Annotated in this window: 27 protein-coding genes; 9 read left to right on the forward strand and 18 right to left on the reverse strand. The window is 63.5% G+C overall.

Annotated elements, in window-relative coordinates:
- Positions 1–27 precede the first annotated feature (27 nt).
- The 5 genes from MON38_RS17560 to MON38_RS17580 are packed head-to-tail and all read right to left on the reverse strand — an operon-like array spanning position 28 to position 3,805.
- Positions 28–849, reverse strand: coding sequence for a LytR/AlgR family response regulator transcription factor (locus tag MON38_RS17560; protein WP_241937452.1), 822 nt, complete (start codon positions 847–849; stop codon positions 28–30).
- Positions 846–1,904 (reverse strand): sensor histidine kinase, encoded by a 1,059-nt coding sequence (locus tag MON38_RS17565; protein WP_241937453.1) that lies wholly within the window; start codon positions 1,902–1,904, stop codon positions 846–848. The genes MON38_RS17560 and MON38_RS17565 overlap by 4 nt, the downstream gene beginning before the upstream one ends.
- Positions 1,905–1,953: 49 nt before the next feature.
- Positions 1,954–2,814 (reverse strand): hypothetical protein, encoded by an 861-nt coding sequence (locus MON38_RS17570; protein WP_241937454.1) that lies wholly within the window; start codon positions 2,812–2,814, stop codon positions 1,954–1,956.
- 59 nt (positions 2,815–2,873) lie between these two features.
- Complete coding sequence (locus MON38_RS17575) at positions 2,874–3,344, reverse strand: DUF1772 domain-containing protein (RefSeq protein ID WP_241937455.1); 471 nt, start codon at positions 3,342–3,344, stop codon at positions 2,874–2,876.
- A gap of 11 nt (positions 3,345–3,355) precedes the next feature.
- The gene (locus tag MON38_RS17580; RefSeq protein ID WP_241937456.1) at positions 3,356–3,805 is read right to left on the reverse strand and encodes an ABA4-like family protein; all 450 of its coding nucleotides are present in this window, start codon (positions 3,803–3,805) and stop codon (positions 3,356–3,358) included.
- Positions 3,806–3,993: 188 nt separating this feature from the next.
- Here MON38_RS17580 and MON38_RS17585 point away from each other — a divergent pair, with 188 nt between their 5' ends.
- Together MON38_RS17585 and MON38_RS17590 are read left to right on the forward strand one after the other, a co-directional pair.
- Complete coding sequence (locus tag MON38_RS17585) at positions 3,994–5,421, forward strand: TlpA family protein disulfide reductase (protein WP_241937457.1); 1,428 nt, start codon at positions 3,994–3,996, stop codon at positions 5,419–5,421.
- A gap of 62 nt (positions 5,422–5,483) precedes the next feature.
- Positions 5,484–6,179, forward strand: coding sequence for a hypothetical protein (locus MON38_RS17590; RefSeq protein ID WP_241937458.1), 696 nt, complete (start codon positions 5,484–5,486; stop codon positions 6,177–6,179).
- Between the two features lie 92 nt (positions 6,180–6,271).
- Here the strand turns inward: MON38_RS17590 and MON38_RS17595 are convergent, their stop codons facing one another.
- Together MON38_RS17595 and MON38_RS17600 are read right to left on the reverse strand one after the other, a co-directional pair.
- Positions 6,272–7,159, reverse strand: coding sequence for a DUF481 domain-containing protein (locus tag MON38_RS17595; protein ID WP_241937459.1), 888 nt, complete (start codon positions 7,157–7,159; stop codon positions 6,272–6,274).
- Between the two features lie 2 nt (positions 7,160–7,161).
- Positions 7,162–8,277: an AMP-binding protein gene (locus MON38_RS17600; RefSeq protein WP_241937460.1), complete on the reverse strand. Its 1,116-nt coding sequence runs from the start codon at positions 8,275–8,277 to the stop codon at positions 7,162–7,164.
- Positions 8,278–8,410: 133 nt separating this feature from the next.
- Between MON38_RS17600 and MON38_RS17605 the strand changes: the two genes are divergently transcribed.
- Positions 8,411–8,599, forward strand: coding sequence for a hypothetical protein (locus MON38_RS17605; protein ID WP_241937461.1), 189 nt, complete (start codon positions 8,411–8,413; stop codon positions 8,597–8,599).
- A 145-nt stretch (positions 8,600–8,744) separates the two neighbouring features.
- Here the strand turns inward: MON38_RS17605 and menB are convergent, their stop codons facing one another.
- The 4 genes from menB to MON38_RS17625 form a co-directional block, all read right to left on the reverse strand.
- Positions 8,745–9,569, reverse strand: a complete 825-nt coding sequence (menB, locus tag MON38_RS17610) for a 1,4-dihydroxy-2-naphthoyl-CoA synthase (RefSeq protein WP_241937462.1) — start codon at positions 9,567–9,569, stop codon at positions 8,745–8,747.
- 149 nt (positions 9,570–9,718) lie between these two features.
- Complete coding sequence (gene menD / locus MON38_RS17615) at positions 9,719–11,464, reverse strand: 2-succinyl-5-enolpyruvyl-6-hydroxy-3-cyclohexene-1-carboxylic-acid synthase (RefSeq protein ID WP_241937463.1); 1,746 nt, start codon at positions 11,462–11,464, stop codon at positions 9,719–9,721.
- 148 nt (positions 11,465–11,612) lie between these two features.
- The gene (locus tag MON38_RS17620) at positions 11,613–12,848 is read right to left on the reverse strand and encodes a chorismate-binding protein (RefSeq protein WP_241937464.1); all 1,236 of its coding nucleotides are present in this window, start codon (positions 12,846–12,848) and stop codon (positions 11,613–11,615) included.
- A complete protein-coding gene (locus tag MON38_RS17625; RefSeq protein ID WP_241937465.1) occupies positions 12,849–13,289 on the reverse strand; it encodes a hotdog fold thioesterase in 441 nt (146 codons plus the stop codon).
- 187 nt (positions 13,290–13,476) lie between these two features.
- On the opposite strand from MON38_RS17625, the gene MON38_RS17630 reads away from it, so the two are divergent.
- From MON38_RS17630 to MON38_RS17645, 4 genes are all read left to right on the forward strand, one after another.
- Positions 13,477–14,097: a histidine phosphatase family protein gene (locus MON38_RS17630; protein ID WP_241937466.1), complete on the forward strand. Its 621-nt coding sequence runs from the start codon at positions 13,477–13,479 to the stop codon at positions 14,095–14,097.
- A 156-nt stretch (positions 14,098–14,253) separates the two neighbouring features.
- Positions 14,254–16,017, forward strand: coding sequence for a pyruvate dehydrogenase complex dihydrolipoamide acetyltransferase (locus MON38_RS17635; protein ID WP_241937467.1), 1,764 nt, complete (start codon positions 14,254–14,256; stop codon positions 16,015–16,017).
- Positions 16,018–16,129: 112 nt separating this feature from the next.
- Positions 16,130–16,669: an ATP-dependent protease subunit HslV gene (gene hslV, locus MON38_RS17640; protein WP_241937468.1), complete on the forward strand. Its 540-nt coding sequence runs from the start codon at positions 16,130–16,132 to the stop codon at positions 16,667–16,669.
- Between the two features lie 118 nt (positions 16,670–16,787).
- Positions 16,788–17,759 (forward strand): deoxyhypusine synthase family protein, encoded by a 972-nt coding sequence (locus tag MON38_RS17645; RefSeq protein WP_241937469.1) that lies wholly within the window; start codon positions 16,788–16,790, stop codon positions 17,757–17,759.
- A 101-nt stretch (positions 17,760–17,860) separates the two neighbouring features.
- Here the strand turns inward: MON38_RS17645 and MON38_RS17650 are convergent, their stop codons facing one another.
- Positions 17,861–18,364, reverse strand: coding sequence for an SMI1/KNR4 family protein (locus tag MON38_RS17650; RefSeq protein ID WP_241937470.1), 504 nt, complete (start codon positions 18,362–18,364; stop codon positions 17,861–17,863).
- A gap of 91 nt (positions 18,365–18,455) precedes the next feature.
- On the opposite strand from MON38_RS17650, the gene MON38_RS17655 reads away from it, so the two are divergent.
- Together MON38_RS17655 and MON38_RS17660 are read left to right on the forward strand one after the other, a co-directional pair.
- Positions 18,456–18,884 (forward strand): helix-turn-helix domain-containing protein, encoded by a 429-nt coding sequence (locus MON38_RS17655; RefSeq protein WP_241937471.1) that lies wholly within the window; start codon positions 18,456–18,458, stop codon positions 18,882–18,884.
- A 76-nt stretch (positions 18,885–18,960) separates the two neighbouring features.
- Positions 18,961–19,722, forward strand: coding sequence for an SDR family NAD(P)-dependent oxidoreductase (locus MON38_RS17660; RefSeq protein ID WP_241937472.1), 762 nt, complete (start codon positions 18,961–18,963; stop codon positions 19,720–19,722).
- 75 nt (positions 19,723–19,797) lie between these two features.
- On the opposite strand, the gene MON38_RS17665 is transcribed toward MON38_RS17660, so the two are convergent.
- The 6 genes from MON38_RS17665 to nagB all read right to left on the reverse strand — a co-directional run bounded on the left by MON38_RS17665 (position 19,798) and on the right by nagB (position 25,470).
- Positions 19,798–19,971, reverse strand: coding sequence for a hypothetical protein (locus tag MON38_RS17665; protein ID WP_241937473.1), 174 nt, complete (start codon positions 19,969–19,971; stop codon positions 19,798–19,800).
- Between the two features lie 80 nt (positions 19,972–20,051).
- Positions 20,052–20,510: a hypothetical protein gene (locus tag MON38_RS17670; RefSeq protein WP_241937474.1), complete on the reverse strand. Its 459-nt coding sequence runs from the start codon at positions 20,508–20,510 to the stop codon at positions 20,052–20,054.
- 179 nt (positions 20,511–20,689) lie between these two features.
- Complete coding sequence (locus tag MON38_RS17675) at positions 20,690–20,896, reverse strand: hypothetical protein (protein WP_241937475.1); 207 nt, start codon at positions 20,894–20,896, stop codon at positions 20,690–20,692.
- 54 nt (positions 20,897–20,950) lie between these two features.
- A complete protein-coding gene (locus MON38_RS17680) occupies positions 20,951–22,132 on the reverse strand; it encodes an acyltransferase family protein (protein ID WP_241937476.1) in 1,182 nt (393 codons plus the stop codon).
- 99 nt (positions 22,133–22,231) lie between these two features.
- Complete coding sequence (locus MON38_RS17685) at positions 22,232–23,443, reverse strand: anhydro-N-acetylmuramic acid kinase (protein ID WP_241937477.1); 1,212 nt, start codon at positions 23,441–23,443, stop codon at positions 22,232–22,234.
- Between the two features lie 89 nt (positions 23,444–23,532).
- Complete coding sequence (gene nagB / locus MON38_RS17690; RefSeq protein ID WP_241937478.1) at positions 23,533–25,470, reverse strand: glucosamine-6-phosphate deaminase; 1,938 nt, start codon at positions 25,468–25,470, stop codon at positions 23,533–23,535.
- Positions 25,471–25,735: the final 265 nt, after the last annotated feature.

Raw genomic sequence — 25,735 nt, forward strand, 5'->3', positions numbered from 1 at the left:
GGTTAGTGCAACAAGATACGGCAAAACCTACCCTTCCAGCCAGGCTTTCAGGGCCGGGGCTTTCTCGCGGCTCACCACGATTTCCTCGGCCGGCGCGGGGTGCAACTCGACCAAAAGCTTGCCGCCGAAATGCGGGTGCAGGCGGCGCACGGCCGGCAATTGGGCAATTATTTGGCGGTTGAGGCGGAAGAACCGGGCCGGGTCGAGCCGGCCTTCGAGCTGTTCGAGGGTGTAGTCGAGCACGAAGCGGCGGCCGTCGGCGGCCACTAGCGTCACGGTTTCGTTGCGGCTCAGAAACCAGGCCGCTTCAGCCACCGGCAGGGGCAGCAGTTGCTCGCCCTGCCGCACCAGAAACCGCGTTTTACAAGGCCGGAGGGTATCGAGCATTCGCTCGATGAAGTTAAGAGTTAAAAGTGAAGAGTTAAGAGTTGAAGCGAGAGCATCTGAAGATTTAACTGTTAACTCTTCACTTTTAACTCTTAACTGATTTAACTCACTCCACTGCCGCTGCTTGGCCAGGGCGGCCTGTAGCTCGGCCAGCTTCACCGGCTTGAGCAGATAGGCTACGCTGTGGGCCTGAAAGGCGCGGATGGCATACGCATCGAAGGCCGTGGTGAAGATGACCGGACTGGGCACCACGGCCTGTTCCCAGATTTCCAGGCTCAGCCCATCGGCCAGCTGGATGTCGCTGAGGATAAGGTCGGGCGTGGGGTGGGTGGCCAGCCAGGCCAGCGCCCCAGCCACGGTATCGAGCACGGCCAGCACCTGCGCTTCGGGCGCGGCTTGCAGCAACAGGCGCTGGAGGCGCTCGGCGGCGGGGTACTCGTCTTCGAGGAGAAGAACGGTCATAGTGGAGTTGCAGATGAACGCTGCGCCGGCAGCAAGGGCAGGTGTACGACAAACTCCCCGTTGCGCGCGCCGGCCGCTACCGGTTGCCCCGCGCCCAGCAGCTCGTAGCGGCGGCGCACGTTGGCCAGGCCCGTGCCCGTGCCGGGCGCGAAACCCGCCTGGCGCGGCCGCAGCGTGTTTTCGACCACCAAAGTATCTGGGGTGTCGGCCTCTGCTACCAGGCGCAGGCGCAGCGGGTGCTCGCGCGAGGCGACGTTGTGCTTCAGCGCATTTTCTACCAGCAGCTGCACGCTGAGCGGGGCCACGTGTCGCACCAGGGCATCGGGCGTAATAGCTATTTCGACCCGCAGATTATCCCGAAAACGGGCCTTGTGCAGCGCCAGATAGGTTTCGATGAAGGCCAGCTCTTCGGCCAGCGGCACGGTGGCGCGGCCCTGGGCCAGCAGCACGTAGCGGTACACGTCGGCCAGCTGCTCCACAAAATCCTGGGCCGGGGCGTTGCCGGGCTCGATGAGGGCGGCGAGCGTGTTGAGGTTGTTGAACAGGAAATGCGGGTCGAGCTGGCTTTGCAGGGCGTCGAGCTGGGCCTGGTTCTGGGCGCGGCCCAGCGCTTCGGCCCGGCCCAGGCTGGCCCGCCACTGCTCGAAGAAATACATGGTTTCGTAGAGCGTGAGCACCGCCACGGTGGGCACCAGGCTAAAGCGGGCCTGCTTGAGCAGCGCCGGGAGCGTGAGCGGAAAGTCAGTGGGCAGCAGCGCGTGCGGCAGCAACAGCAGCAGCACCGACGCGGCCGCCGTCACCAGCACCGCCAGGCCGGCCAGGAGCCACAGGCGGCGCGGCGTCTGCTCGGGGCGCGGCAGGCGGGCCAGCAGCGTCATCCACAGCTGCCGGTTGGCCAGCCAGTAGCCCGTGGTGAAGTACAGCGAAACGGCCCAGTGGCCCAGCAGCAACGGCACGCGGCCGGCGGTGCCGGCAGGCACGTCGACCAAGGCAATAACCAGGCTCAGCAACGGAATGCCGCCCAGCAGAAACCGACGGTCATTCAGGGTGGGCATGGGCGGGCGCGGGGCTTGGTGAGCAGTCAAAAATAGGGGGCGCGCTTTGTTACGCGGCCCACAGCGGCCGGCCCGCCAGCGCCAGCGCAAACAGCCCGGCCACCGCCCCCGCATACACCGCCGCCCCGGCCCAGGTGAGCCCGGTGGCCTGTTGCGGGGCCCAGCGGCTCAGGGCCCAGCCCAGCAGCGGCAGCGCCTGCAGGGCGTGCATGCCCAGAAAGTGAGCAATGCGCAGGTCGCCGGCGCGGGTGCTCCAGCCCAGGCCGGGCAGGCCGGGGCCGCCGTCGGCCGCGCCCACCGTGTGCTGCTGGTTATGAATCATGAAGCCCCCCAGCACCGAGCCGACCAGAAACACCAGCAGCCCCAGGCGCACGCCCCACGCGTAGCTGGCTGGCCCAAACGGCTGGTAGCGCCAGGCCAGGAACAGGGCCCAGGCGCTCATCAGGGTGTTCACGGCAATGAACACGCCCATGAGCCCGAACAGCACAGCGTCGAACCCCGTGGAATTGTTGTAGTGCGAAGTGGTGCCGCGCGCCGCCTGCGCAAAAATCACGGCCTGCTCTACCAGCATGCTCAGGGCCACGCCCCAGCTGATGAGCTGCACGCTGCGCTGGGCCGGGGCCGGCAGGTCGGCCAGCAGCCAGCCCAGCGTGAAGGCAAACGCCGCGATGGACAGCGCAAACTTCAGCGGCTTGAGCCACACCAGCGCGCCGGTTACGAGCCGGTGGTCGAGGGGCAGCAGGGCCAGGGCCAGTACGGCCAGCGCTATGTTCAGCCAGCCGGTATAGGAAAGCACCGGGTTCACGCGGTGCAGTACGCGCAGGGCCGTGGGCAGCGAAAAAGCAGTTTGGGAAGCCGCTGGGCCAGCGGCCAGCGAGAGCACAGTGAGCGGAAGCAGGGCAGTTTTCATGCTGTTCAGAAGAAATAAGTGAAGACTGGGTTCAGCTGTTTGTCGAACCAGGAATGAGCCTAAAACGGCAGAGAAAAAGCCCGCAGCGCTGCCAGCCACGCCAGCAGCGTGAGCAGGTTGCGGCCGTAGTTCAGGCGCACCCACCACGCCGCCAGCCGGGCCGTGGCCGGGCCCGCAGCCGCCCGCTGGAGCCGCAGAGCAGCCGGAATGAAGAAGCCGAAGGTGCCGAGCCGCTCGGCCAGCGCCAGCAGGGCGGCGGCTAGCCACCACCCGTGCCGGGGCGCCGGGGCCGACCACGCCACCGCCAGGTTGGCCAGCGTGAGCAGCGTGAGCGGCCCGGTGGTAACCGGCCCCCAAAACCGGCGGCCCACGTCGGTGCGCTGCATGGCTTCCCCATCCACGCGGTAGCCTTCGGCCGATGGCCTGAACCATTGCGGCAGGATGATGCGCGTTTCGTAGAGCCCGGCCCCAAACGCCACGCCCAGGCCGATAACAAACAGCCAGAGTAATATTTCAGCAGCGGAAATCATGCGTAATCAGGTTAATTGGGTAATGCCAAAACCACCGGCACTGGATACCGCTGCCGCACGCCGAAATACAGCAGCAGCCCCACCGGCCCGAACATAAACGTGAGCAGCAGGCAGGGCACCAGCAGCCCGTGCGGCACGCCGCGCCGCTGGGCATCGCGCAACTCCCAGGCGCCGGTCCACATATCGAAGCAGAGGTAGTGCACCCAGCCGGCCACCAGTGCCCACGGCTGCCGAAACAGCGCCGCCACCTGCGCCAGCGACCCAAAGCCGCCGCCCGCCGCCGGGTGCGCCACCGTTTGGTAGCCGATAACTGCCGCGTAGGTGGCGGCCAGCAGCAGCGGCAGCGCCCCGCTCAGCACCACGGCGCGGGTGCCGCGCCAGCGCGGGGCCAGCACCAGCAGGACCCAGCCCACCACGGCTACATTGTTGGCAATGGTGAACAGCAGGTCGGGAGTGAGCATAGGGGCAGGAGCAAGGTGTTGGGCCAAAGCTAGTGGCGCGGCCCGGCCGTTGCCAGCGCCATCGGGGCGAAGCGCCGGGGGCGGGCGGTGAAACGGCATTTGGGCGGGGGCGAAGCAACCAATGCGCCACCGAACGGCTCTGTGCCGAGAAGTATCTTGCCCCACGTTTCATCCTTTCCACTGTTCTCATGCTGTTTTCTCTATCGGCGCTGGCCCTCGCGGCGGCGCTGCACCAGCCCGCGCCGCCGGCCCCGGCCCGGCTCCACGGCCACCTCGACCACGCCCCGGCCGGCGACACCGTGCGCCTGAGCTACGGCCGCCACCAGGGCTCGCAAGCGGCCAAAACCGTGCTCGACCCGGCCGGCAATTTCACCATCACCCTGAAAGACCTGACCGCCGGCATCCCGGTCGATTTCAACTACGCCCGCCAGCACGCCAGCCTCTACCTCGCGCCCGGCGACGACGTGGGGATGACCCTCGATTTCCCGCGCTTCGACGAAAGCCTGCGCTACACCGGGCGCGGGGCCGATGCCAATAACTACCTGGCCCGGTCGCTGTGGAAGTTTGAGTTTGGGCCGGCCGCCGACGTGCCGCGCCCCGTGCCCACCGCCACTACCACGCCCGCCCAAATGCGCCAGCAGGCCGATGCTTTCCGGCAGGCGCAGCGCAACTTCCTGGCCGCCTCCGCCAAAGCCCACCCGCTGCCCGCCGAGTTTCAGCGCAGCGAGAAGCTCGACATCGACCTCGGTTGGGCCATTGCCTTGCTCGAATACCCGGGCCACTACCGCGCCCTGGCCAAGCAGGAGCCCGTGTTGCCGGCCAATTATTTCGACTTTCTGCAGCAACTGCCGCTCAAAACCTTCGACCAATACCTGGGCGAGCGGGGCAGCAAGGGCAAAACCGCCGTGCTGCGCTTTCTCACCTCCTACGCCAACCGCTTAAATCCCAGCGGCGTGCTCAGCACCGATGCTGCGGAGGCGCGCCGCCACTACGCCCTCGCCCAGGTCGATTTCGGCCCCAACCCGGCCAGCATCGACTTGGCCATGTTTCAGTTCTACAGCTGGAAGCTCAATTTCAATCCGGATGCCGTGGTAGCCGCTTACCCCGCTTTCCGTGCTCACAACCGCGATTCCACGTTTGCCCGCACCCTGCGCACGCTCATCGTTCAGCAGTTGGCGGTGCAAGTGGGCAGCCCGGCTCCGGCTTTCACGCTGCTCGACAACACCGGCAAGAAAGTATCGCTGGCCGACTTGCGCGGCAAAGTTTTGTACCTCGATTTCTGGGGGACGTGGTGCGCGCCCTGCCTGCAGGAAATGCCCGCCAGCATCGAGCTGAAGCAGAAAATGAATGGCCGCGACGTGGCGTTCGTCTACATTTCGGTGGGCGACAAAGAGGAAAAATGGCAGCAGGTGCTGGCCGCCCAACACCTGCTCAGCCCCAACAGCGTGCACCTGCGCAGCCCCGAGGGCGACGACGTAGCCAGCCGCTACCAGGTGCAGGTTTTTCCCACGTACTGGCTCATCGGGCGCGATGGCCGCATCCTCACCCGCACGGCCCCGCGCCCCAGCGCCGGGGCCGAGGCCGTGGCGGCCATCGAGCAGGCGCTGGCGCGCTAGGCCGGGCGTACCTTTGTGGCCGCGAAACCCCGGTAGGCCGTAAGGGGTGTTTCACGGTTGTTATGCGCTGGTTGTATCGTCTTGTGTGGTTGATTGGGGCGCTGCTGCCGATGGGCGCGCAGGCGCAGGCCGTGGGCCTGGCCCGGCCCGACTCGGTGGTGCGCCGGCCCAACGTCGCGCGCCTGCCGCACAACCGCTTCGTGGTGCAGTACGATTCGCGCTATTCCATCCTCAACCACCACCTCACCACCATCAACGGCCTCAAGCTGGGCCTCGAGTTCAAAAGCCGCTTCCGCACCGGGGCCGCCATCTACTTCCTCAGCACCGGCGTGCCCTCGCGCCAAGCCAAGCCCGACAACGCCGCCGAGGACGCCGACGCTGAAATCCGTTTCCGTTACCTGGCGGCCTACGCCGGCTACGTGCTGCTCGAAAACCGCCGCTGGGAGCTCAGCGCCAACCTGCAGGTGGGCCTGGGCTCGGCCTTCGTGCTGTATGCAGCCGACGGCGGCGGCTCCGACCAAACCCCGCGCGAATTCATGGGCATTGTGGAGCCTACGCTGGCTGCCCAGTACCGCGTGTTTCGCTGGAGCGGCATCGGCACGGGGCTGGGCTGGCGGCAGCCGGTGTTCGTGCCCATCGCCATCCAGAAAGAGCTGAACGGCCCCGTGTTCTACCTGCGCGCCAACCTGTTTCTGGGCGACCTGATTAAGGTGCTGAAGGACAAGGAGCCGCTCTTCACCCAAACCAACATGCGTTAGGTCGGGCAGTAGCTGTCATTCCGACGCAGGGAGAATCGGGGTAAGTCCGATGAACGGCTTACTCAGATTCCTCCTGCGTCGGAATGACAACTTTACTTGCCCGTGCTGTAGGCGAAGCCCACCGAGAGCGTGCCGTTGGCCCGGGCGCGGCTCTGCACCACCACGCTTTCGTAGGAAAACGTGTAGGCCAGGTTCAGGGCCAGGTGCTGGTAAAGCTTGAAGGCCAGCACGGTGGCGCTGTTCAGCCGGTAGTCGCCGCCGGGATTGGTCAGCGAGGGTTGGTAAAACAGCAGTTCAGAGAAGCTGAAAACCTTCTGGTTCAGGCGCGCCTTCAGGCGGGTGCTGCTGCGCACCACGTGGCGCTGCAGGTCGAATTCGGTGTTGTAGTCGGTGCGCTCATCCAGCAAAAAGGTGCTCAGCGCTACCTCGTTGCTGAGCGTGTCGGCATAGAGCTGGTAGCCCACGCCGCCGCCCGCCACCACGCGCTGGTCGATGGCGCGCAGGTTGCTGGTTTCGAACTCGGCCAGCGCGTAGAATTTCCAGCGGCCCAGGCGGTAGTCGGGCGTGGTGAGCAGCAGCAACTCGCGCTCGCGCACGGCCCCGGCCTGCCGCCCGTAGCTGTAGCTGAACGCCGCCGGAAACTGCCAGTGCCTGGCGGTGTAATTGCCCGTGTGGCTGGTGCTGAAATACACCCGCTCCACCGTGCCCGTGGTAAGCAGGCCGGTGAGGGCGGCCGTGTAGCGCACGCCGTTGCCGTTCACATTATAGGTTTCAAACTCGGCCGAAGGCAGCCCCGCCGGCGGCGGCGTGAAGCTGCCCGCCTTGTCAATCACCGTTGAATCGTTGGGCGATACGTTGGTCGAATCCGGCGCTTGGGCGTGCGCCGCACCGGCCACGCCCAGCAGCAAAAGCCACAGCAGCAGCGGGTGAAGCAGGGTGCCCGGCCATTTGGTGCGGGCCAAAAAGTTGAAACCGGGCATGGCTACGCGTTGGCTTGGCGCAGCGTGGCGGCGCGGTTGAGCTTGCCGTTGGGCGTGGCCGCGAACTCGGGCACGTAGCGCAGCTGACGGGGCTGCTCGTAGCGGCCCAGCCGCTCGCCCAGCAGTTTTTTAAGCTGGTTTTCCTGTTCTTCCGTCAGCACTTCGCCTTCGATAAAGGCCGTTACCGCCTGGCCCAGCCGCTCGTCGGGCTGGCCCGCCACGAAGCAGCGCCGCGACTGCCCAATCTCCGCCAGCGCCACGTCGAGTACTAGTTCCACCTTCTCGGCCGGCACCTTCACGCCGCCCGAGTTTATCACGAAATCGGCCCGGCCCAGCCACTCAAACGTGTGCTTTTCCGCATCCAGCTGCACCACGTCGTTGGTGACGATGAGCTGGTCGTCGGTCACGTCGCCGCGCAGCGTGAGGCAGCCGCGCTCGTCTTGGCCCGCCGCAATGCCCGGCAGCACCCGGAAGCTGCTGGTGGCGTGCGGCCCGTTGAGGCGGCGCAACGCTACGTGCGAGCAGGTTTCGGTCATGCCATACGTCAGCCACGCGGCGGCTTGCAGCGGCTGCAGCTCCTGCGTCAGGGCCGCATCGGCGGGCGCGCCGCCAATCAGAAAGGCCTTCATCTTATCGAGGCGCGGCGCGTGGCCGGCCGCCAGCACGGTTTTCAGCTGCAAGGGCACGAAGGCCGAAAAGTCGAATTCGGCATCGGCGGCCACGTAGGCAAACGGGTCGGCGTGCGGCTCCACGATGGTGAGGTGCAGGTTGCGCTCCAGCCCGCGTACTAGCATCATCATCCCGCCAATGTACTCGCAGTTGAGGCAGACCAGCGCGCGGTCGCCGGGCCCGAGGTCGAAGAAATCGGCCGTGCGCCGCGCCGAAGCTTCGAGTTGCCGCCGCCGCAGCGCGATGGCCGAGGGCGTGCCAGTGCTGCCCGAAGTGTGCAGCGTGAATTCCTGCGTGCCATTCAGCCACTGCCGCACGAAGTCGAGGATTTTGGCCTCGTAGCCATTCACGGGTGCATCCAATTGGGCCGGGTATTCGCGGATGGATGCGTAGGCGTATTCGCGGCCGTTGAGCAGGAGGGAAGTGGGCAGGTTGGCGGATGTGGTCATGCGGCGAAATTACGCGTCTCGGTGGCTCATGGGCCGCAGTGCGGTCGCAGCAGCATTCAGGCATTTACATCTTCGGCCTTGACTTTGAAGTTGCTAACGTTTATCTTAGGCAAGTCATCATTCCCACCGCGCCATGACTACTGCCCAGCCCTTCGCCCCCCAGTCCGCGCCCGTCGGCAGCGCCGAAACCCTTGTGCGCACGCCCGAGCAGGCGCAGCAGCACGCCCAGGCCAAAGCCCAGAAAAAGGCCCGCAAGCACGAGCGCCTGCGGGCTTTCTTCGCGTGGTGCGCCGGCTGCCGCTGCATGGGCGGCAGCTTTTGATAAACTGTTATTCGGAAAATTAAATAGGCTGTCGTTCTGAGCGCAGCGAAGGATTTATCACGCCAGCATTATTAGCTCAAACGTGATAAGGTCCTTCACTGCGCTCAGAACGACAGCCTTTCTATTGCCGGCAACCGCCCGCGCCTTACGGGAACTTCGGAAACTTCGAGAAGTCCGGCTGGCGCTTTTCCATGTAGGCGTTGCGGCCTTCCTTGGCCTCGTCGCTGAGGTAGTAAAGCAACGTGGCGTTGCCGGCCAGCTCCTGAATGCCAGCCTGCCCATCGAGCTCGGCGTTGAAGCTCGATTTGAGCATACGCAGCGAGAGTGGGCTTTTCTGCAGAATCTTGTGGCACCAGGCTACGGTGGTTTCTTCCAGCTTATCGAGCGGTACTACCTTGTTCACCAAGCCCATGTCGAGGGCCTCCTGGGCGTCGTACTGGTCGCAGAGGAACCAGATTTCGCGGGCCTTTTTCTGGCCCACCACGCGGGCTAGGTAGGAGGCCCCGAAGCCGCCATCGAATGAGCCCACATTGGGGCCGGTCTGGCCGAAACGGGCGTTATCGGCTGCAATGCTCAGGTCGCACACCACGTGCAGTACGTGGCCGCCGCCGATGGCCCAACCCGCCACCATGGCAATCACCGGCTTGGGGATGGAGCGGATGATTTTCTGCAACTCCAGCACGTTCAGGCGGGGCACGGTGTCCTCGCCCACGTAGCCGCCGTGGCCGCGCACGCTCTGGTCGCCGCCCGAGCAGAAGGCCCGGCCGCCCTCGCCGGTTAGGATGATGACGCCGATGTCGGTGCGGTCCTGGCAGATGCGCATAGCGTCAATCATTTCCTGCACCGTGAGCGGCGTGAAGGCGTTGTGCACCTGCGGCCGGTTGATGCTGATTTTGGCGATGCCGCCAAACTGCGTGAAGAGAATTTCTTTGAACTCCTTAATCGGGGTCCAGCTGATGGGTTCGGTCATAGATGGGGGATTATTGAACGATATAAAAACGTCATGCAGAGCGCAGCGAAGCATCTTGCCCGCAACCACTAATCAATTCAGATTATAACGAAGAAATTACTGCCTCTGGCAAGATGCTTCGCTGCGCTCTGCATGACGGTCAATTAAATTCAAGCAAATGCGGTTTTCACCGCCGCCCGGTATTCCTCAAAAAACGCCGCGTTGGTCTTCGAGTCGGTGAAGACTTCCAGAATGGCCGCGCCGGTTTCGGCTGCAAAGAAAACCGGCAACGCGGCTTCCAGTTCAGCAAAGCTCGAAACCGGGAAATAGCGCAGGTTGAAATCCTTGGCCGTGTTCTCGGCCGTGAGCAGCTGGCGCGTCTCAAAAAACTCCTCCAGCTCCGGCTGCTGGCGCGGCCCATCGATGATGCGGAAGATGCCGCCGCCGTGGTTGTTGAACAGCACCACCCGCAGGTTGGGCAGCGGGTAGTTGTGCCAGAAGGCGTTGCGGTCGTAAAAAAACGCCACGTCGCCGGTAATCAAAACCACCGGCCGGCTGGGCTGAGCCAGCGCCGCGCCCACGGCCGTCGAGTTGCAGCCATCGATGCCGCTGGTGCCACGGTTGGCGAAAACTTCAATTTGTCGGCCTTGCGGCAGGCCCAAGATGTTGGCGTAGCGCACGGCCATGCTGTTGGCCAGGTGCAGGGCCGTGGTTTCCGGCAGCGCCGCCAGGGCGTGGCGGAAGGCAGAAAATTCGTTGAACGGTTGGGCGTCGTCCGTGAAAAACTGCTCCAGAAACTTTGCTGCGGCAGCATCGGCCTGTTGCCACGCGGCAGTTGTTCCGGGCAGCTGGTTCGTAGAGAGCAAGGAATTCGAACCCCCGGAGGTAGTGTCCTCATTGGTTTTCAAGACCGACAACTGCTGAAAAAACACCGCCGGCTGCACCCGTACTACCCGCGTCAGCGAGCGGAAGGTATCGGCTACTTCGCCGGTGGCTTGCAGGTGCCAGTGCTGGGCCGGAGCCGCATCACGCAAAAACAACTTCAGGCTTTTCGAAATCAGCGACTGGCCGAAGGTGATGAGCAAATCCGGTTTTAAAGCTGCTTTTTCATCCTGATTCAGGCCCGCCAGAAGAATGTCCTGCCGCTGCACACTGGGAACGTCGCCCACGTTGGCAATAACGTCGCCCACTACCGTGACCTGTCGGGCTTGCGCAAATTCGTAGAGCGCCGCCAGCAAGCCAGGGTTGCCGGGCTGCTGGCCCGCCACCACTACCACGCGCTTCGCGTCCCGCAGCAGTTGCCGTAGCTCCAGAATCTCGGCCGGCGCTAGCGTGGCGTTGGCAGCCTGGTCGTGGGTAATCCGCACGGCTTCATACTCGATTCCTTCACCGGCCTTCGGGTAAAACGGCTCGCGCAGCGGCACGTTCACCTGCACCGGGCCGGCGGGCGCGGCTTGGGCCAGGTTAATGGCCTCATTCACAATGCGCGCTGAATGCCACTTGGCATCGGCGTGCGCGGTATCGACCGGAAACTCAAACTCGCCCTTGGCGTGCGCACCGTACAAATTGCGCTGCCGAATGGTCTGCCCGTCGAGCTGGTCAATCCATTCGGGCGGGCGGTCGGCGGTGAAAATCACCAGCGGAATCTGCTGGAAAAAGGCTTCGGCTACGGCGGGCGCATAGTTCAGGCCGGCCGTGCCCGAGGTGCACACCAGCGCCACCGCCCGCCGTTGCGCCTGCGCAATGCCCAGGCCAATGAAGGCGGCGGCCCGCTCATCGGGCACCACGCGCACGTTCAAATCGGGGTGGCGGGCGAAGGCCAGCGTGAGCGGGGCCGAGCGCGAGCCGGGCGACAAAACGACATCGGTAATGCCGTGGCGGGCGCAGATTTCGGCGATGTTATAAACGGCCTGCATGGGCAAAAGGGCTTTTGAAGGAGAACTGAATAAGAGAGTGCGAACGTCATGCAGAGCGCAGCGAAGCATCTTTACCGCTTCGCTGCAACGATTGAATTAGTGGTGGCAGGCAAGATGCTTCGCTGCGCTCTGCATGACGTTCTACGACTCATTGCCCTAAAACTGCGCCTACGGTTTGCATCTTCATCTGGGTTTCCTGCCACTCGCGGGCGGGGTCGGAGTCGATGGTGAGGCCGGTGCCGGCGTAGAGAATGGCTTCGGTGGCGCGTAGTTGCAGGCAGCGCAGATTCACGAAAAGGCTCGCGAGGCCGGGCGCTTCCACATTCACCGGGCCGAGGAAGCCGCTGTAGTAGGCGCGGTCGTAGCCCTCGTGGCGCTGCAAAAAGGCCAGCGCGGCCGTTTTGGGCATACCGCCTACGGCCGACGTGGGGTGCAGCAGCCGCAGCATGTCGGTGCCCAGCGAGGCAGCGTTGGGCACGTTATGCAGGTCCACCTCAAAGTCGGTGCGCAGGTGCAGGAGCTGGCCGGCCGCCACGGTGCGGGGGCCGGTTTCGTGGTACTCGCGCAGCCGCAGCTGCTTGAAGCAGCTCACGATGTAGCGGGCCACCAGGGCTTGCTCCTCAATCTCCTTCTGCCGCCAGATGGCCTCCTGCGGCCGCGAGCCCGGCACCAGCGGCTGCGTGCCGGCCAGCGCCATGGTATGGAACTGCCCGTCGGCCGTAACCTCGGCCAGCACCTCGGGCGAGGCGCCCAGCCAAGTGCCCACGCCCGGCACACTCACCAGCGACACAAATGCCCGCGGATACTTCGCGCTCAGCTCCGCAAACGCCGCCAGTGGGTCGAACCCCGGCGGCAGTGGGCGGCGCATGGCCCGCGAACTCACCACCTTCACCACCTCCCGCGCCTCAATGGCGGCCACGCCGCGCCGCACCAAGTCGGTGTATTCGGCCTCCGAAGCGGTGTGCGGCACGGGCTGGGTGCCGTAGTGCCAGGCCAGCTCGGCTGGGGTGGGCAGCGCCAGCCAGGCTGTGAGGTTGGGCACCAGCTCGCGGGCGGCCGGGGCCACGGCCACGGCTTCGGGCCGGGCTAGGTCGTAGCGCACGTCGGCGGGCAGAAACAGGGCCGGGTTGTGGTCCGAGTCGCGGAAGGGAAAGAAGGCGAAGCCGGCCGGGGCGCGGTCGTCGAGGGCCGGGGGTAGGCCCGTGTAGGTAGCTTCGAGCGAGCGGGCCACCAGCAGCTGCGGCAGCGCGGCATCGGGCGCGCGCCACAACGCCAGTGGGCGGCCCGTGCGCAGGGCACCCGTCACCAGATGGCGCAGGCGGGCCGGGCCATCGGGGCTGGCAGCGGCCGGCCAGGGCAGTTGGCGGTATTCGGACAGCGGCATTTAAGGCGCGGGCTGGGGCTTGGGCGCAATGTCGACCACCGCCATGGTAATGCGGCTGATGCAGACCAGCGCGCCGCTTTCCTCGTGCGTGATGCGGATTTCCCATACCTGCGTGCTGCGACCGATATGCACCGGCGTGGCCCGGCCCGTCACCCAGCCATCGCGCACGCCCTTGAGGTGGTTGGCGTTGATTTCGAGGCCCACGGCGGCTTGCCTGGTGCGGTCGGGCAGGCGCAGGCTGGCGGCGATGCTGCCCAACGTTTCGGCAAAGGCTACCGACGCGCCGCCGTGCAGCAGGCCCATGGGCTGGTGCGTGCGGCCATCGACGGGCATGCGGCCCTCGATGTACTCGTCGTTCACGGCCGTGATTTCCATGCCGAGGGCATCGGCCAGGGTGGGGCGCGAGGCCGTCCAGCGTTTCACTTGTTCCAGCGGGGTCATGCGGTGGTTGTCAGTTGGTAGTTGTCAGTTGTCGGTTCGCAAAAAGCGGCTTGGTGGCTGACAAGGTTGAGCTAACAACTGACAACTACTAACCGACAACTAGCAACCACCAACGAACAACTAAAAATCAAAACCCGTACTTTGACATATTGTTGACGTACGGATACGCAAAACTACTCGCCCCGTCATGCCCCGGACCATCTTTCTCCTGCGCCACGGCCAGACCGACTTCAACGTGCGCGGCATCGTGCAGGGCAGCGGCGTCGATTCGAGCCTGAACGACACCGGCCGGCAGCAGGCGGCCCGGTTTTTTGCCGCCTACGGCCACGTGCCGTTCGATAAGGTGTACACCTCCACGCTGCGCCGCACCCACGAGTCGGTGCAGCAGTTCCTCGACCTGGGCCTGCCCCACGAAGCCCACGCCGGCCTCAACGAAATCAGCTGGGGCATGCGCGAGGGCACGCGCATCACGATGGAAGAGGACGAGGAATACCGCCGCGTGCTGGCCAGCTGGAACGCCGGCGACACCCACGCCCGCCTGCTCGGCGGCGAAAGCCCCGAGGAAGTGGCCGCCCGCCAGCGCCCCTTCATCGAGCTGCTACGCGCCCGCGACGACGAGCGCACCATACTGGTCTGCCTGCACGGCCGGGCCCTGCGCGTGCTGCTCTGCCAACTGCTCAACTACCCGCTCAGCTGCATGGAAGGCTTCGAGCACAGCAACTTATGCCTGTATAAGATGGAGTATACCGGCAGCGTGTTCACGGTAAAGAATTTCCTGGACGTGTCGCATTTGCAGGTGGCCGGCTGAGCGCAAGGTCTCGCAAGGTGAAAAGAGGTTTCGCAAGGTTTGCCTGGATTTTAAACCTTGCGAAACTTCTTTTCACCTTGCGAGACCTTGCGCTGATTGTCTCCCCAAACTTTTCGGGCTAATTTTGGCCTCCTCAATCCAAGACGCGACAATCCGATGGCCGAAATCATAAAAATGCCCAAAATGAGCGACACGATGACCGAAGGGACCATCGCGGCCTGGCTCAAGAAAGTGGGCGATAAAGTTAAATCCGGCGATATTCTAGCCGAAGTGGAAACCGATAAGGCCACCATGGAGCTGGAGAATTACGAAGACGGCACCCTGCTCTACATAGGGCCGAAAGAGAAAGACTCCGTGCCGGTTGATGGCATTCTGGCCATCGTGGGCAAGGAAGGCGAAGACATTTCGGGCCTGCTGAACGGCCAGAGCGGCGGCGCAGCCCCGGCCCCGGCCGAAGCACCGGCTCCGGCCGCTGCACCAGCGCCCGCCCCGGCCCCCGCCGCGCCAGCAGCCGAAGCTCCGAAAGCTGCTCCGGCTCCCGCGCCCGCTGCGGCCCCGGCTCCCGCCGCCCCGGCCGCGCCTGCCAACGGCAAAAAAGCCACCGTGGTGCGCATGCCCAAAATGAGCGACACGATGACCGAAGGCACCATTGCCGCCTGGCTGAAAAACGTGGGCGATAAAGTGAAATCGGGTGATATCCTGGCCGAAGTGGAAACCGACAAGGCCACCATGGAGCTCGAAAACTACGAAGATGGCACGCTGCTTTATACCGGCCCAAAAGCCGGCGAAGCCGTGGCCGTGGATGGCATTCTGGCCATCATCGGCGAAGAAGGAGCCGATATTCAGGCCCTGCTCGGCGGTGGTTCGGCTCCCGCTGCTCCGGCTCCGGCCGACGCTGCTCCCGCCGCTGAAGCTCCTGCTCCTGCTCCGGCCCCGGCCGCAACCGAAGCGTCGGCTGCAGCGCCGGCACCGGCCAACAACGGCCGTATTCTGGCCTCGCCGCTCGCCAAGAGTATTGCCAAGGACAAAGGCATTAACCTGGCCCAGGTAGTGGGCAGCGGCGACAACGGCCGCATCGTGCAGCGCGATGTGGAGAACTTCCAGCCCGGTGCGGCGGCTCCGGCCGCGACACCTGCTGCCGCGCCGGCTTCGCAGGCTGCTCCGGCACCGGCTGCCGCACCGCAAGCTGCCGCTCCGGCTCCGCAGGCTGCTCCCGCCGCCAGCGCCCCGGCTTCGACCGACACGTATACCGACACGCCCGTGTCGCAGATGCGCAAGGTGATTGCCAAGCGCCTGTCGGAAAGCCTGTTCACGGCCCCGCATTTCTATCTCACGATGGAAATCAACATGGACAAGGCCATGGAAGCCCGCGTGAAGCTCAACGAGCTGTCGCCGGTGAAGCTGAGCTTCAACGACCTCGTGCTGAAATCGGCCGCCATTGCGCTGCGCTCGCACCCGGCCGTGAATTCCTCGTGGCTCGGCGATAAAATCCGTCAGAACAAGGTCATCAACATCGGCGTGGCCGTGGCCGTGGATGAGGGCCTGCTGGTGCCCGTGATTCGCAACGCCGACCAGAAGGGCCTCGCCACCATCGCCAACGAGGTGAAGGAACTGGCGGGCAAAGCCAAATCCAAGAAGCTGCAGCCGGCCGAGTGGGAGGGCAGTACCTTCACCATCTCGAACCTGGGCATGTTCGGCATCGACGAATTCACTGCCATCATCAACCCGCCCGATGCCTGCATCTTGGCCGTGGGCGGCATCAAGCAAACCGCCATTGTGAAAGATGGCGCGCTGGCCATCGGCAACATCATGAAGGTGACGCTGAGCTGCGACCACCGCGTGGTGGACGGCGCTACCGGCGCGGCCTTCCTGCAAACGCTGAAAAGCCTGCTGGAAGACCCTATGCGCTTGATGATTTGATTTTTTTAGTTGTCAGTTGCTAGTTGTCAGTTGTCAGGTCATCGTAAGCTGGCCCGGCAACTGACTTCTGCTTTTACTAACAACCGACAACGAGCAACTGACAACTAATCCAATGACCAGAATCCGCTCTACTACCGTGCTCGGCATCCGGCACAACGGCGAAATCGCCGTTGGGGCCGACGGGCAGGCCACCATGGACAAACATGTGGCCAAAAACAACGTGCGTAAAATCCGCAAGCTGCTCGAGGGCAAAGTCGTGACCGGTTTTGCCGGCTCCACGGCCGATGCCTTCATGCTGCTCGACCGCTTCGAGGAGAAGCTCACCAGCTACGGCGGCAACCTCAAGCGCGCCGCCATCGAGCTGGCCAAGGACTGGCGCAAAGACCAGTACCTGCGCAAGCTCGAAGCCATGATGGTGGTGGCCGATAAGGATGAGCTGCTTATCCTCAGCGGCACCGGCGACGTGCTGGAGCCTGATTCTGACGTGGCTGCCATTGGCTCGGGCGCGATGTACGCCCAGGCCGCCGCGCTGGCCCTAAAGAAGCACGCGCCGCACCTCACCGCCCGCCAGATGGTGGAAGAAGGCCTGCACATCGCGGCCGATATCTGCATTTATACCAATCATAATCTGATGATTGAGCAGCCTTCTTAGAAAGCTGTTAGCTACTAGCTGTTGGCTATTAGCTTTTCTGTTGCGTAAGCAAACCGTATCAATCTATTCTGACAAAAAGCTAACAGCCAACAGCTAGTAGCTAACAGCTTAAAAACCCATGCAAATCACCGATTTCCTCCGCCACCATTACCGCCACTTCAACGCGGCCGCCCTCATCGACGCCGCCGACGGCTACAACAAGCACCTCGCCGAGGGTGGTAAAATGATGATTACCCTGGCCGGGGCCATGAGCACCGCCGAAATGGGGATTCAGCTGGCCGAGCTTATTCGCCAGGACAAAGTGCAGATTATCAGCTGCACCGGTGCCAACCTGGAAGAGGATATCTTCAACCTGGTGGCCCACGACTTCTACGAGCGGGTGCCGAACTACCGCGACCTCACGCCCGCCGACGAGCAGGCCCTGCTGGAGCGCCACATGAACCGCGTGACCGATACCTGCATTCCAGAGGAGGAAGCCATGCGCCGCCTTGAGCACTCGGTGCTGAAGTTCTGGGAGAAGGCCGACCAGGCCGGCGAGCAGTACTTCCCGCATGAGTTTTTCTACCAGATTCTGAAGTCGGGCGAGCTGGAGCAGTACTACCAGATTGACCCCAAGCACAGCTGGATGCTGGCCGCGGCCGAGAAAAACCTGCCCATCATCTGCCCCGGCTGGGAAGACTCCACGCTCGGCAACATCTTCGCCGGCCACGTAATTTCGGGCGACATCAAGAACGTGCACACCGTGCGCACGGGCATTGAGTATATGATTTTCCTGGCCGACTGGTACACCCAGCAGGCCACCGAGGAAAGCAAAGTGGGTTTCTTCCAGATTGGCGGCGGCATTGCCGGCGACTTCCCCATCTGCGTGGTGCCCATGCTGCACCAGGACCTGGGCCGCACCAGCGTGCCGCTGTGGGGCTACTTCTGCCAGATTTCGGACTCGACGACCAGCTACGGCAGCTACTCGGGCGCCGTGCCGAACGAGAAAATCACCTGGGGCAAGCTGGGCCAGGACACGCCCAAGTACATCATCGAATCGGACGCCACCATCGTGGCCCCGCTGATTTTTGCGATTGTGCTGGGGCAGTAATCGCCTGCTAATTGTTTCATTGAAAAGCCCCGGCTGCTGAAGAAGTGGCCGGGGCTTTTGTTGTTAATATCGCCCCCTGTGGCAAACGGTTTAACCAGCTATCAGGCTGACGCAGGGCCTTCTTCGAAAAACTGGTCTGTCGGTATCAGGCCATGCAGAAAATGCTCGAAGCTGCTGGCTATCTCTACCTCTTCCCCCATTTCGGTGTCGAGCCAGAGAACCGTGGGTTCAGGGCTGGCCCGGTAGTCCAGGCTGATAAACCAGTGCCCATCTCCGGAAAGTAAAACCTGCTTTTCGGGAATGCCCCATTCATCTTGCAGGTAAGCGGAATCCATCAGACTGAGGCCGGTAGGACCTTTTTGCAGGGTGATGCCGAATAATTCTTCCAGGGGTACGCATCCTTCGGCCCAGCTATTGGGTTTGTCGGTGGGAAAGACGAACCCGGCGGTGTAGCCGCCGTTTTGTATTTGCAGCAGCTCAATCAGCAGTTGCGGCAGCCGGACACCCAGTCTCTTTTCGGCTTCCTGCACTACTTCCGGCGTAACGACTATCGGCGCGGAAACGTGACCGAAAGGCGCTGCCCAAAACTCAGTTATTGCGAACATATTTAGTTGACTGTGTTGCTAGAAATTAACTAGGCAATTGAAAAGCCTGTTTCCCATATCGAAAGGTAGCAAACCGCCAATCTTATTTTCCATGCCCATGCCCATCCCCAAAAAGCTCCTGGCCCGGCAGCACGAAATCACTGCCGATTTCCGGCGCGAAGTAGACCGGCATTTGGCCGATATTGTGGCTGGGCGCGCCACCGAGATGTTCGAAGTGCGCGACCTGGCCGGCGTGCTCTGCATTCATCCCACGCACCTGAGCAACACCATTAAGCTGGCCACGGGGCATCCGCCGTGCTATTTTTTCGAGGCGCGGCTGATGGAAATTTCGCGGGAGCTGCTGCACGACCCGCGCCGCTCGGTGGCCGACATTGCCGCCAACCTCACCTACGACCCTTCTAATTTTACCAAGTTTTTCAAGCGCTTCCAGGGCTGCACGCCCAAGCAGTACCGCGAGCAGGTGTGGGCCGCCCAGCGCGCCGCGTTGATGGAAGCAAATGCGGAAACTGTCACCATATAAACGGAACTACTCACCATGAACCCGGCGGCCGGGGGCCGGACCTTTGCCTCATCATTCACCCCAACTACTTGCACTGATGAGCACCCCTAAAATCGCCCTCGTAACCGGCGGCAGCCGCGGCCTGGGCAAAAATATGGCCCTGAGCCTGGCCCATAAAGGCATCGACGTTATCCTGACCTACCATAGCCAGCAGGCCGATGCCGCCACCGTGGTAGCCGAAATCATGGCCTTGGGCCGCAAAGCCGTGGCCCTGCAGCTCGATGCCGCCAACGTGGCCAGCTTCACGAACTTTTACGCCCAGGTAACGGCTGCCCTCACGGATACCTTCGGCACCGACAAGTTTGATTTCCTGGTGAATAATGCCGGCACGGCCCTCTACGCCATGTTTGCCGACACCACCGAGGCGCAGTTCGACGATATGGTGAACATTCACCTCAAAGGGCCCTTCTTCCTCACGCAGCAGGCGCTGCCGCTGCTGCGCGACGGCGGGCGCATCATCAACATCTCGTCGGGACTGGCCCGGTTCTCCAACCCCGGCTCGTCGGCCTACGCCAGCATGAAAGGCGCGATTGAGGTGCTGACGCGCTACCAGGCCAAGGAATTGGGCGCGCGCGGCATTGCGGTGAATACGGTGGCCCCGGGCGCAATTGAAACCGACTTCGGCGGCGGCCACGTGCGCGACAACAAGCAGGTGAACGACTTCCTGGCCGCCCAAACGGCCCTGGGCCGCGTGGGCCAGCCGGAGGACATTGGCGGCGTGGTGGCCTTCCTCTGCACCGACGAAGCCCGCTGGGTGAATGCCCAGCGCCTGGAAGCCTCGGGCGGCATGTTCATTTAAGCAGCAAAGCAAATAAAAAAGCCTTCCCGCGACGTCGCAGGAAGGCTTTTTAATTTCTGGTTTAGAGAGCAGCCATTATTTGCCCGCTGGCCGGCTCTGCCGGTACGAATCGACCTGCTGGCGCAGCACGGCGAGCAGGCCACCGTAGCGCTGGCGTGCTTCCTGGGTGCCTTCGAGGCGCTGCAGGCGGGCGTTGATGAGCTCCGAGAAGTCTTCAACGGAATAAGTACGTTTCGGCGCGGTGGTCACGGGCGGAACAATAAGAGGACGGGCGACATCGCCAGCAGCTACGGTACATACGTAGCTGCCTCAAACTTAGGACTGAAAAACTAGAAATGGAATAGCGGCCGCGCCGGGTTCCAGATGCCCCACGGAATCATCAGCAGCACGAGCACCAGGGCGATGCCGAAGTAGAGCAGCGCCTTGCGGTGCTTCTGGGTGCTGTCGGCGGTTTTTTTGACGGCAATGCGGCCCACCTGCGCCACAATGGCCGCCAGAATCATCACCACGACGTGTTCCATGCCGAAGAAGCGGGTGGTGGGGTCTTTCATGGCGCCGGCCTGCTTCATGGCGTTCAGGCCGTAGGGGCTGAGGCCGAAGTACAGGCCGAATCCGATGAGGACCTGCAGCCACATGAAGCCCGAGAAAGCGGCGCTCATGCCGTTGTCGGCGCTCACGAACGGGCGGCGGCCATTATAGCCCACGAAGGCTCGGTACACGGCGATGAGGCCGAAGATGACCACGAACCAGCGGGACCAGGAGTGTAGCAGGAGAAGCGTTTGGTACATAAAAAGGGGAAGAGGTGAGGGGGTTGGAATTGGGTGTAGGTAGACAGTTGGTTAAACCAGAACGTCATGCAGAGCGCAGCGAAGCATCTCGCTCATGGCAGTAATTCAATCTTTTTAGTTAGTGGTGGCACGCAAGATGCTTCGCTGCGCTCTGCATGACGTGCTATCAGGAAAAGATTTCATGCCATAACCACCGATGGCGTGGCGCTGAGCCGCTTTTTATCGCGGTGCACCACGAACATAATGACGAACAGCGACACGTAGGGCAGGCCGCAGCCAATGCCAAACCAACGCCAGAACGAGCGGCCGTGGTTATAGGCCATAAACGCCGTCATGAGCGGCATGAAAAACAGCGGGGTCAGGATAACAATAAGGGCTTCGAGCATTGCGATAGCAGCAGGATAATACTGCCGCAAAGGTACGGCCGTCCCGGGCGAGCCTCACACCTTCAGCACCACGCCTTTCCTGTACATCCAGCTCAAAATGAAATACCAGATGACGATGAGCGTGACCGCGCCCACCAGCGAGGCATTGCGCGGGTCGGCGAAGTGCGGGGCGATGCCCCATTCGTAGAGCCACTCCTTGAGGCCGCCGGTCTTGCCACCCGGCAGCGCCAGCTTGAACAGCCCGAATGTGCGCGAAAGCAGCGCCGAGAGGCAGAACACGAGAATGGCGTTGACGCCGTAGACCAGCGCCGGGCGCGTCCAGCCGCGGTGGCCCTGCACGTCGCAAATCCAGTAAAGGGCGGCCAGCCCAGCCATGGCCAGCCCACCGGTATACAGCACGTAGGGGCTGCTCCAGAGGGCTTTATTGATGGGAAACCAAGGGTGCCAGATGAGGCCGAGAAGTGCCAGCCCGCCGCCGGCGATGAATAGCCAGGCGACTTTGGCGGCCGGCTCGCGGTCGGGCCGCCGCAGCCATTGGGCGGTGAGGGCGCCTAGCAGGCCGGTGGCCAGCGCGGGCAGCGTGCCGAGCAGGCCCTCGGGGTCCCAGGTGCGGCTTTGCTTCCAGAGGTGGGGCTCGGTGAAGACAAGGCGGTCGAGCCAGGCCCCGAGGTTGGTGGCGGGCTCCAGGTTGGCCGGGCCGAAGCCGGGCACCGGCACCAGCTGCAGCAGCACCGCGTAGCCGATGAGCAAGGCCACCACCAGCCCGATTTGCGTGCGCCGGCTGGTGTTCAGAAAAATAACGCTGCACCCGAAAAACACCAGCGCAATGCGCTGCAACACGCCCATGATGCGCACCACCGAGAAATCGAACTTCGGATAGAGCGACAGCAGCAGCCCCAGCCCGAACAGCACGGCGGCCCGGCGGGCTACGCGGCCCAGCGTGGCGGCCTGCGGGCCGCCGCGGCGCTTCACGCCATCGAGCGCATACACCAGGCTCACGCCCACGATGAATAGAAAAAAGGGGAAGATGAGGTCGGTCGGCGTGCAGCCGTTCCATTCGGCGTGCTCCAGCGGCGGGTAGATGTGGCCCCAGTCGCCGGGGTTGTTCACCAGAATCATGGCCATCACGGTGAGGCCGCGAAATACGTCGAGGCTGATGAGGCGGCCGGGCTGCGAGGCTTCGGCCAGCGGCAGCGCGCCGGTGGTATCGAGGGCGGCCTGGGTGGTGGAGTTCATAAGTAAGTTAAAAGTTAGGAGTTAAAAGTGAAGAGTTATTGAGCCAGTGGAGTCGGTGGTCAACCTTTCACTTTTAACTCCTAACTCTTAACTGAAATATTACCCCGGAAACGACACCTTGCCCATGCCCACGGCGGGCACCCGCTGCCGCCCCGCGCCAATGGCCACGGGCGTGCCCGCCACGGCTTCATTGGCCAGCACCGCAAACAGGATGGCCTCCTTGGCATCGCCGGGCACGCCCAGCTCGTCGGTAGTGGCGAAGCGGGTGCCGGGTAGGTGGCGGGCCAGCGCCTGCATGAGGGCGGGGTTGTGGGCGCCGCCGCCGCTGGCGTACACGGCCGTGGGGGCCGGGCGGTCGGCGAAAGCGAGCTGTACTGCCCGCGCTACACTCACCGCGCTAAACTCGGCCAAAGTGGCCAGCAGGTCTTCTAAAAATAGATTTTCGGTGGCGCTGCGCTGTTGGGCGGCGGCCAGGTATGCGAGGCCGAATAGCTCGGGGCCGGTGGTTTTGGGCAGGGGCGCGGCGAAGAAGGGGTGGGCCAGCAGCTCGGCCAGCAGGCCGGGGTGCACGCGGCCGGCCAGGGCCAGGCGGCCGTCTTCGTCGTAGGCCAGGTCGGAGCGGTGGGCGCGCACGGTGGCGTCGAGCAGCGTGTTGCCGGGGCCGGTGTCGGTGCTGAAAGCAGTGGTGGCATCGCTGCCCGCGCGGGGCAGGTAGGTGAAATTGGCAATGCCGCCGAGGTTGAGCAGCAGCCGCTCCTCATCCGGAGAGCTGAGCAGCAGAAAGTCGCCGTAGGCAGCCAGCGGGGCCCCTTCGCCACCGGCCGCCACGTGCTTCTGGCGGAAATCGGAGAGCGTGATGATGCCGGTTTCGACGGCAATGTGGTCACCGTCGCCAATTTGTAGGGTGGCGTTGAGGTCGAAATCCGGGCGCTGGTGCTGGTGGCGCGGGGCGTGGTAAATGGTCTGGCCGTGGCTGGCGATGAGGTCGATTTCAGCCGGGGCAATTTGCCATTCGGCCAGGCAAGCCAGTACGGCGCGGGCGTGCAGCCGGCCCAACCAGGGGTTGAGCAGCGTGAGAAACTCCAGGCTCACCGTGTCGCGGGCAAACACCTCGCGGATACGCTGTTTCGTGTCCTCGTCATACGGTACGGTCTGGAAATGCTCCAGCGTGAGGCGCGTGCCCGGGCCGTGGCCTTCGAGCCGGCACAACGCCACGTCGAGCCCATCGAGCGAAGTGCCCGACATGAGGCCGATGATGCTGCGGCTGGGCTGGCTGGCAATCTGATAGAGTTGCTCAAGGCACTGGTTCATGCTAGGACTTCTATTAACTGTCGAACTGGTACAAAGGCATTTTGTGCTGCGTTGTACTGGCTTTATGGCCTGAATGGGCAAATAACGCCCTAAAACTCCCAGCGCACGAAAGCTTCAATCCCTTCGTATTCGGGCAGGCCCAGCTCGTCGTAGAGCTTGGCGGTGGTGCGGTTGCGGGCCTCGCTGCGCTGCCAGAACTCGCGCTGGTCGGCCCCGGGGAACAGCGGCCGGTCCTTCTGGCTCTGGTGTTTAAAGATGGCGCGGCGCTTGCGCGTGAGCTCCTGCGGCGAGAGCGGCACGGCCATTTCAATCTGGTCGATATCCCACTCCTGCCAGGCCCCGCGGTAGAGCCACACCCAGCAGTCGTCGAGCCAGGGAGTGCCCGAGGCTTTGAGGCGGCTGATGCTCTCAAAAATGGCCGCCAGGCATACGCGGTGCGTACCGTGCGGGTCGGAGAGGTCGCCGGCGGCGTAAATCTGGTGGGGCTGAATGCGGTTGAGCAACTCCATGGTCAGGCGCAGGTCCTCGTCGCCGAGGGGCTTTTTGCGCACGCGGCCGGTTTCGTAGAAGGGCAAATCCTGGAAATGGGCGCGGGTATCGGGGTCGAGGCCGGCGTAGCGCAGGGCGCTTTTGGCCTCGCCGCGCCGGATGAGGCCCTTAATCTGCTGCACCTCGTCGGAGTCGACCTGGCCGGGCTCCTTGGTTTTGAGAAACTCGGCCACGCGGTGGTAAAGGTTGTCGGCCGGCTCGCCCGAGGGCAGGCGGAAGGCGTGGTCATAATCAGCCACAAACTCAGCAAAGCGAATGGCCTCGTCATCAAATACCGCAATGTTGCCCGAAGTCTGGTAGGCCACATGCACCTCGTGGCCCTGGTCGACGAGCCGCAGCAAGGTGCCGCCCATCGAAATCACGTCGTCGTCGGGGTGCGGGCTGAAAATCAGCACGCGCTTCGGAAACGGCGCGGCGCGCTCCGGGCGGTGCGTGTCGTCGGCGTTGGGCTTGCCGCCGGGCCAGCCGGTGATGGTGTGCTGGAGCTCGTTGAAAACGCGAATATTGATATCGTAGGCCGGGCCAGACTGGGCCAGCAGCTCCGAGAGGCCGTTTTCGTTGTAGTCTTCGTCGGTCAGCTTCAGAATGGGCTTGCTTACGGTGCGGGCCAGGCCGGTCACGGCCTTGCGCACCAGGGCGGCATCGTGCCAGTCGCAGGGCAGGCCGCGCAGCCAGGGCGTTTTGCGGGTGGTGAGCTCGGCTCCGGCGGCCTCGTCGAGCACCACCTGCACGGCGGGGTGGCGCTGCAGGTAGGTGGCCGGCACCGAGTCGGTCACGTCGCCTTCCACCATGCGCTTCACCACGGCGGCTTTGCCTTCGCCCCAAGCCAGCAGCACAATCTGGCGGGCTTCGAGAATGGTGCCCACGCCCATGGTGAGGGCCCGGCGGGGCACGTTTTCTTCGCCGTAGAAGTCTGCCGCCGCGTCGGTGCGCGTTACGTGGTCGAGGGTGATGAGGCGGGTGCGCGAGGCTGGCCCCGAGCCCGGCTCGTTGAAGCCGATGTGGCCCGTGCGCCCGATGCCCAGCAGCTGCAAATCGATGCCGCCGGCTTCCCGAATCTGCGCTTCGTAGCGCTGGCAAAAGGCGGCCACCTGCGCCTCGGGCACGGTGCCGTCGGGAATGTGCACGTTCTCCGGCTTGATGTCGACGTGGTCGAACAGGTACTCGCGCATGAAGCGCACGTAGCTCTGCAGCGAGCCCGGCGCCATAGGGTAATACTCGTCGAGATTGAAGCTGATGACGTTCTGGAAGCTCAGGCCGTCCTCACGGTGCAGGCGCACCAGCTCCTCATACACGCGGGTGGGGGAGGAGCCCGTGGCCAGGCCCAGCACGCAGGGCCGCCCCTCGGCGGCGCGGGTGCGAATGAGGGCCGCAATCTGGGCGGCGACGGCCGCCGACGCGGCTTCGGAATCGGCGTAGAGGTGGACCGGGAGGTGGGCACCCGCCGTAGCGGGCAACGTGGCAAGCAGGGTGGGCATGGGTGGAAATAAGAGAGGTGAGCGGAAGCAGAACCGTACGGTTGGGCCCGAAAGGTGGCAAAACCGTGCTGATTATCAAAACCAAGCCGAAGGTTTTGCTTCGGCTGCGACCGGCATAGGCTGCATCTTATGCTTAAACACCTGAATTTCTTAATACTAAGCCTGATGCGCTGCGGCGTTGGCAATTGCGAAATTTTCAATGAATATTGCCTGAAAATTTCGCACTTTTGATAGTGCTGCGGTGGCTACCAACCGCATTCTAATT

It is taken from the genome of Hymenobacter cyanobacteriorum (assembly GCF_022631375.1).
GTDB classification, from domain to species: Bacteria; Bacteroidota; Bacteroidia; order Cytophagales; family Hymenobacteraceae; genus Hymenobacter; species Hymenobacter cyanobacteriorum.

Bases quoted from the DNA above. Each gene is read 5' to 3' on its own strand.
- MON38_RS17585 (WP_241937457.1), top strand. From the start codon at position 3,994: ATGCTGTTTTCTCTATCGGCGCTGGCCCTCGCGGCGGCGCTGCACCAG.
- MON38_RS17620 (WP_241937464.1), bottom strand. From the start codon at position 12,848: ATGCCGCTGTCCGAATACCGCCAACTGCCCTGGCCGGCCGCTGCCAGC.
- MON38_RS17670 (WP_241937474.1), bottom strand. From the start codon at position 20,510: ATGTACCAAACGCTTCTCCTGCTACACTCCTGGTCCCGCTGGTTCGTG.
- MON38_RS17580 (WP_241937456.1), bottom strand. From the start codon at position 3,805: ATGCTCACTCCCGACCTGCTGTTCACCATTGCCAACAATGTAGCCGTG.
- MON38_RS17605 (WP_241937461.1), top strand. From the start codon at position 8,411: ATGACTACTGCCCAGCCCTTCGCCCCCCAGTCCGCGCCCGTCGGCAGC.
- MON38_RS17630 (WP_241937466.1), top strand. From the start codon at position 13,477: ATGCCCCGGACCATCTTTCTCCTGCGCCACGGCCAGACCGACTTCAAC.
- MON38_RS17635 (WP_241937467.1), top strand. From the start codon at position 14,254: ATGGCCGAAATCATAAAAATGCCCAAAATGAGCGACACGATGACCGAA.
- MON38_RS17595 (WP_241937459.1), bottom strand. From the start codon at position 7,159: ATGCCCGGTTTCAACTTTTTGGCCCGCACCAAATGGCCGGGCACCCTG.
- MON38_RS17575 (WP_241937455.1), bottom strand. From the start codon at position 3,344: ATGATTTCCGCTGCTGAAATATTACTCTGGCTGTTTGTTATCGGCCTG.
- MON38_RS17570 (WP_241937454.1), bottom strand. From the start codon at position 2,814: ATGAAAACTGCCCTGCTTCCGCTCACTGTGCTCTCGCTGGCCGCTGGC.
- MON38_RS17645 (WP_241937469.1), top strand. From the start codon at position 16,788: ATGCAAATCACCGATTTCCTCCGCCACCATTACCGCCACTTCAACGCG.
- MON38_RS17590 (WP_241937458.1), top strand. From the start codon at position 5,484: ATGCGCTGGTTGTATCGTCTTGTGTGGTTGATTGGGGCGCTGCTGCCG.
- MON38_RS17565 (WP_241937453.1), bottom strand. From the start codon at position 1,904: ATGCCCACCCTGAATGACCGTCGGTTTCTGCTGGGCGGCATTCCGTTG.
- menB (WP_241937462.1), bottom strand. From the start codon at position 9,569: ATGACCGAACCCATCAGCTGGACCCCGATTAAGGAGTTCAAAGAAATT.
- MON38_RS17675 (WP_241937475.1), bottom strand. From the start codon at position 20,896: ATGCTCGAAGCCCTTATTGTTATCCTGACCCCGCTGTTTTTCATGCCG.
- MON38_RS17685 (WP_241937477.1), bottom strand. From the start codon at position 23,443: ATGAACCAGTGCCTTGAGCAACTCTATCAGATTGCCAGCCAGCCCAGC.
- menD (WP_241937463.1), bottom strand. From the start codon at position 11,464: ATGCAGGCCGTTTATAACATCGCCGAAATCTGCGCCCGCCACGGCATT.
- MON38_RS17660 (WP_241937472.1), top strand. From the start codon at position 18,961: ATGAGCACCCCTAAAATCGCCCTCGTAACCGGCGGCAGCCGCGGCCTG.
- MON38_RS17625 (WP_241937465.1), bottom strand. From the start codon at position 13,289: ATGACCCCGCTGGAACAAGTGAAACGCTGGACGGCCTCGCGCCCCACC.
- MON38_RS17560 (WP_241937452.1), bottom strand. From the start codon at position 849: ATGACCGTTCTTCTCCTCGAAGACGAGTACCCCGCCGCCGAGCGCCTC.
- MON38_RS17650 (WP_241937470.1), bottom strand. From the start codon at position 18,364: ATGTTCGCAATAACTGAGTTTTGGGCAGCGCCTTTCGGTCACGTTTCC.
- nagB (WP_241937478.1), bottom strand. From the start codon at position 25,470: ATGCCCACCCTGCTTGCCACGTTGCCCGCTACGGCGGGTGCCCACCTC.
- hslV (WP_241937468.1), top strand. From the start codon at position 16,130: ATGACCAGAATCCGCTCTACTACCGTGCTCGGCATCCGGCACAACGGC.
- MON38_RS17680 (WP_241937476.1), bottom strand. From the start codon at position 22,132: ATGAACTCCACCACCCAGGCCGCCCTCGATACCACCGGCGCGCTGCCG.
- MON38_RS17655 (WP_241937471.1), top strand. From the start codon at position 18,456: ATGCCCATGCCCATCCCCAAAAAGCTCCTGGCCCGGCAGCACGAAATC.
- MON38_RS17600 (WP_241937460.1), bottom strand. From the start codon at position 8,277: ATGACCACATCCGCCAACCTGCCCACTTCCCTCCTGCTCAACGGCCGC.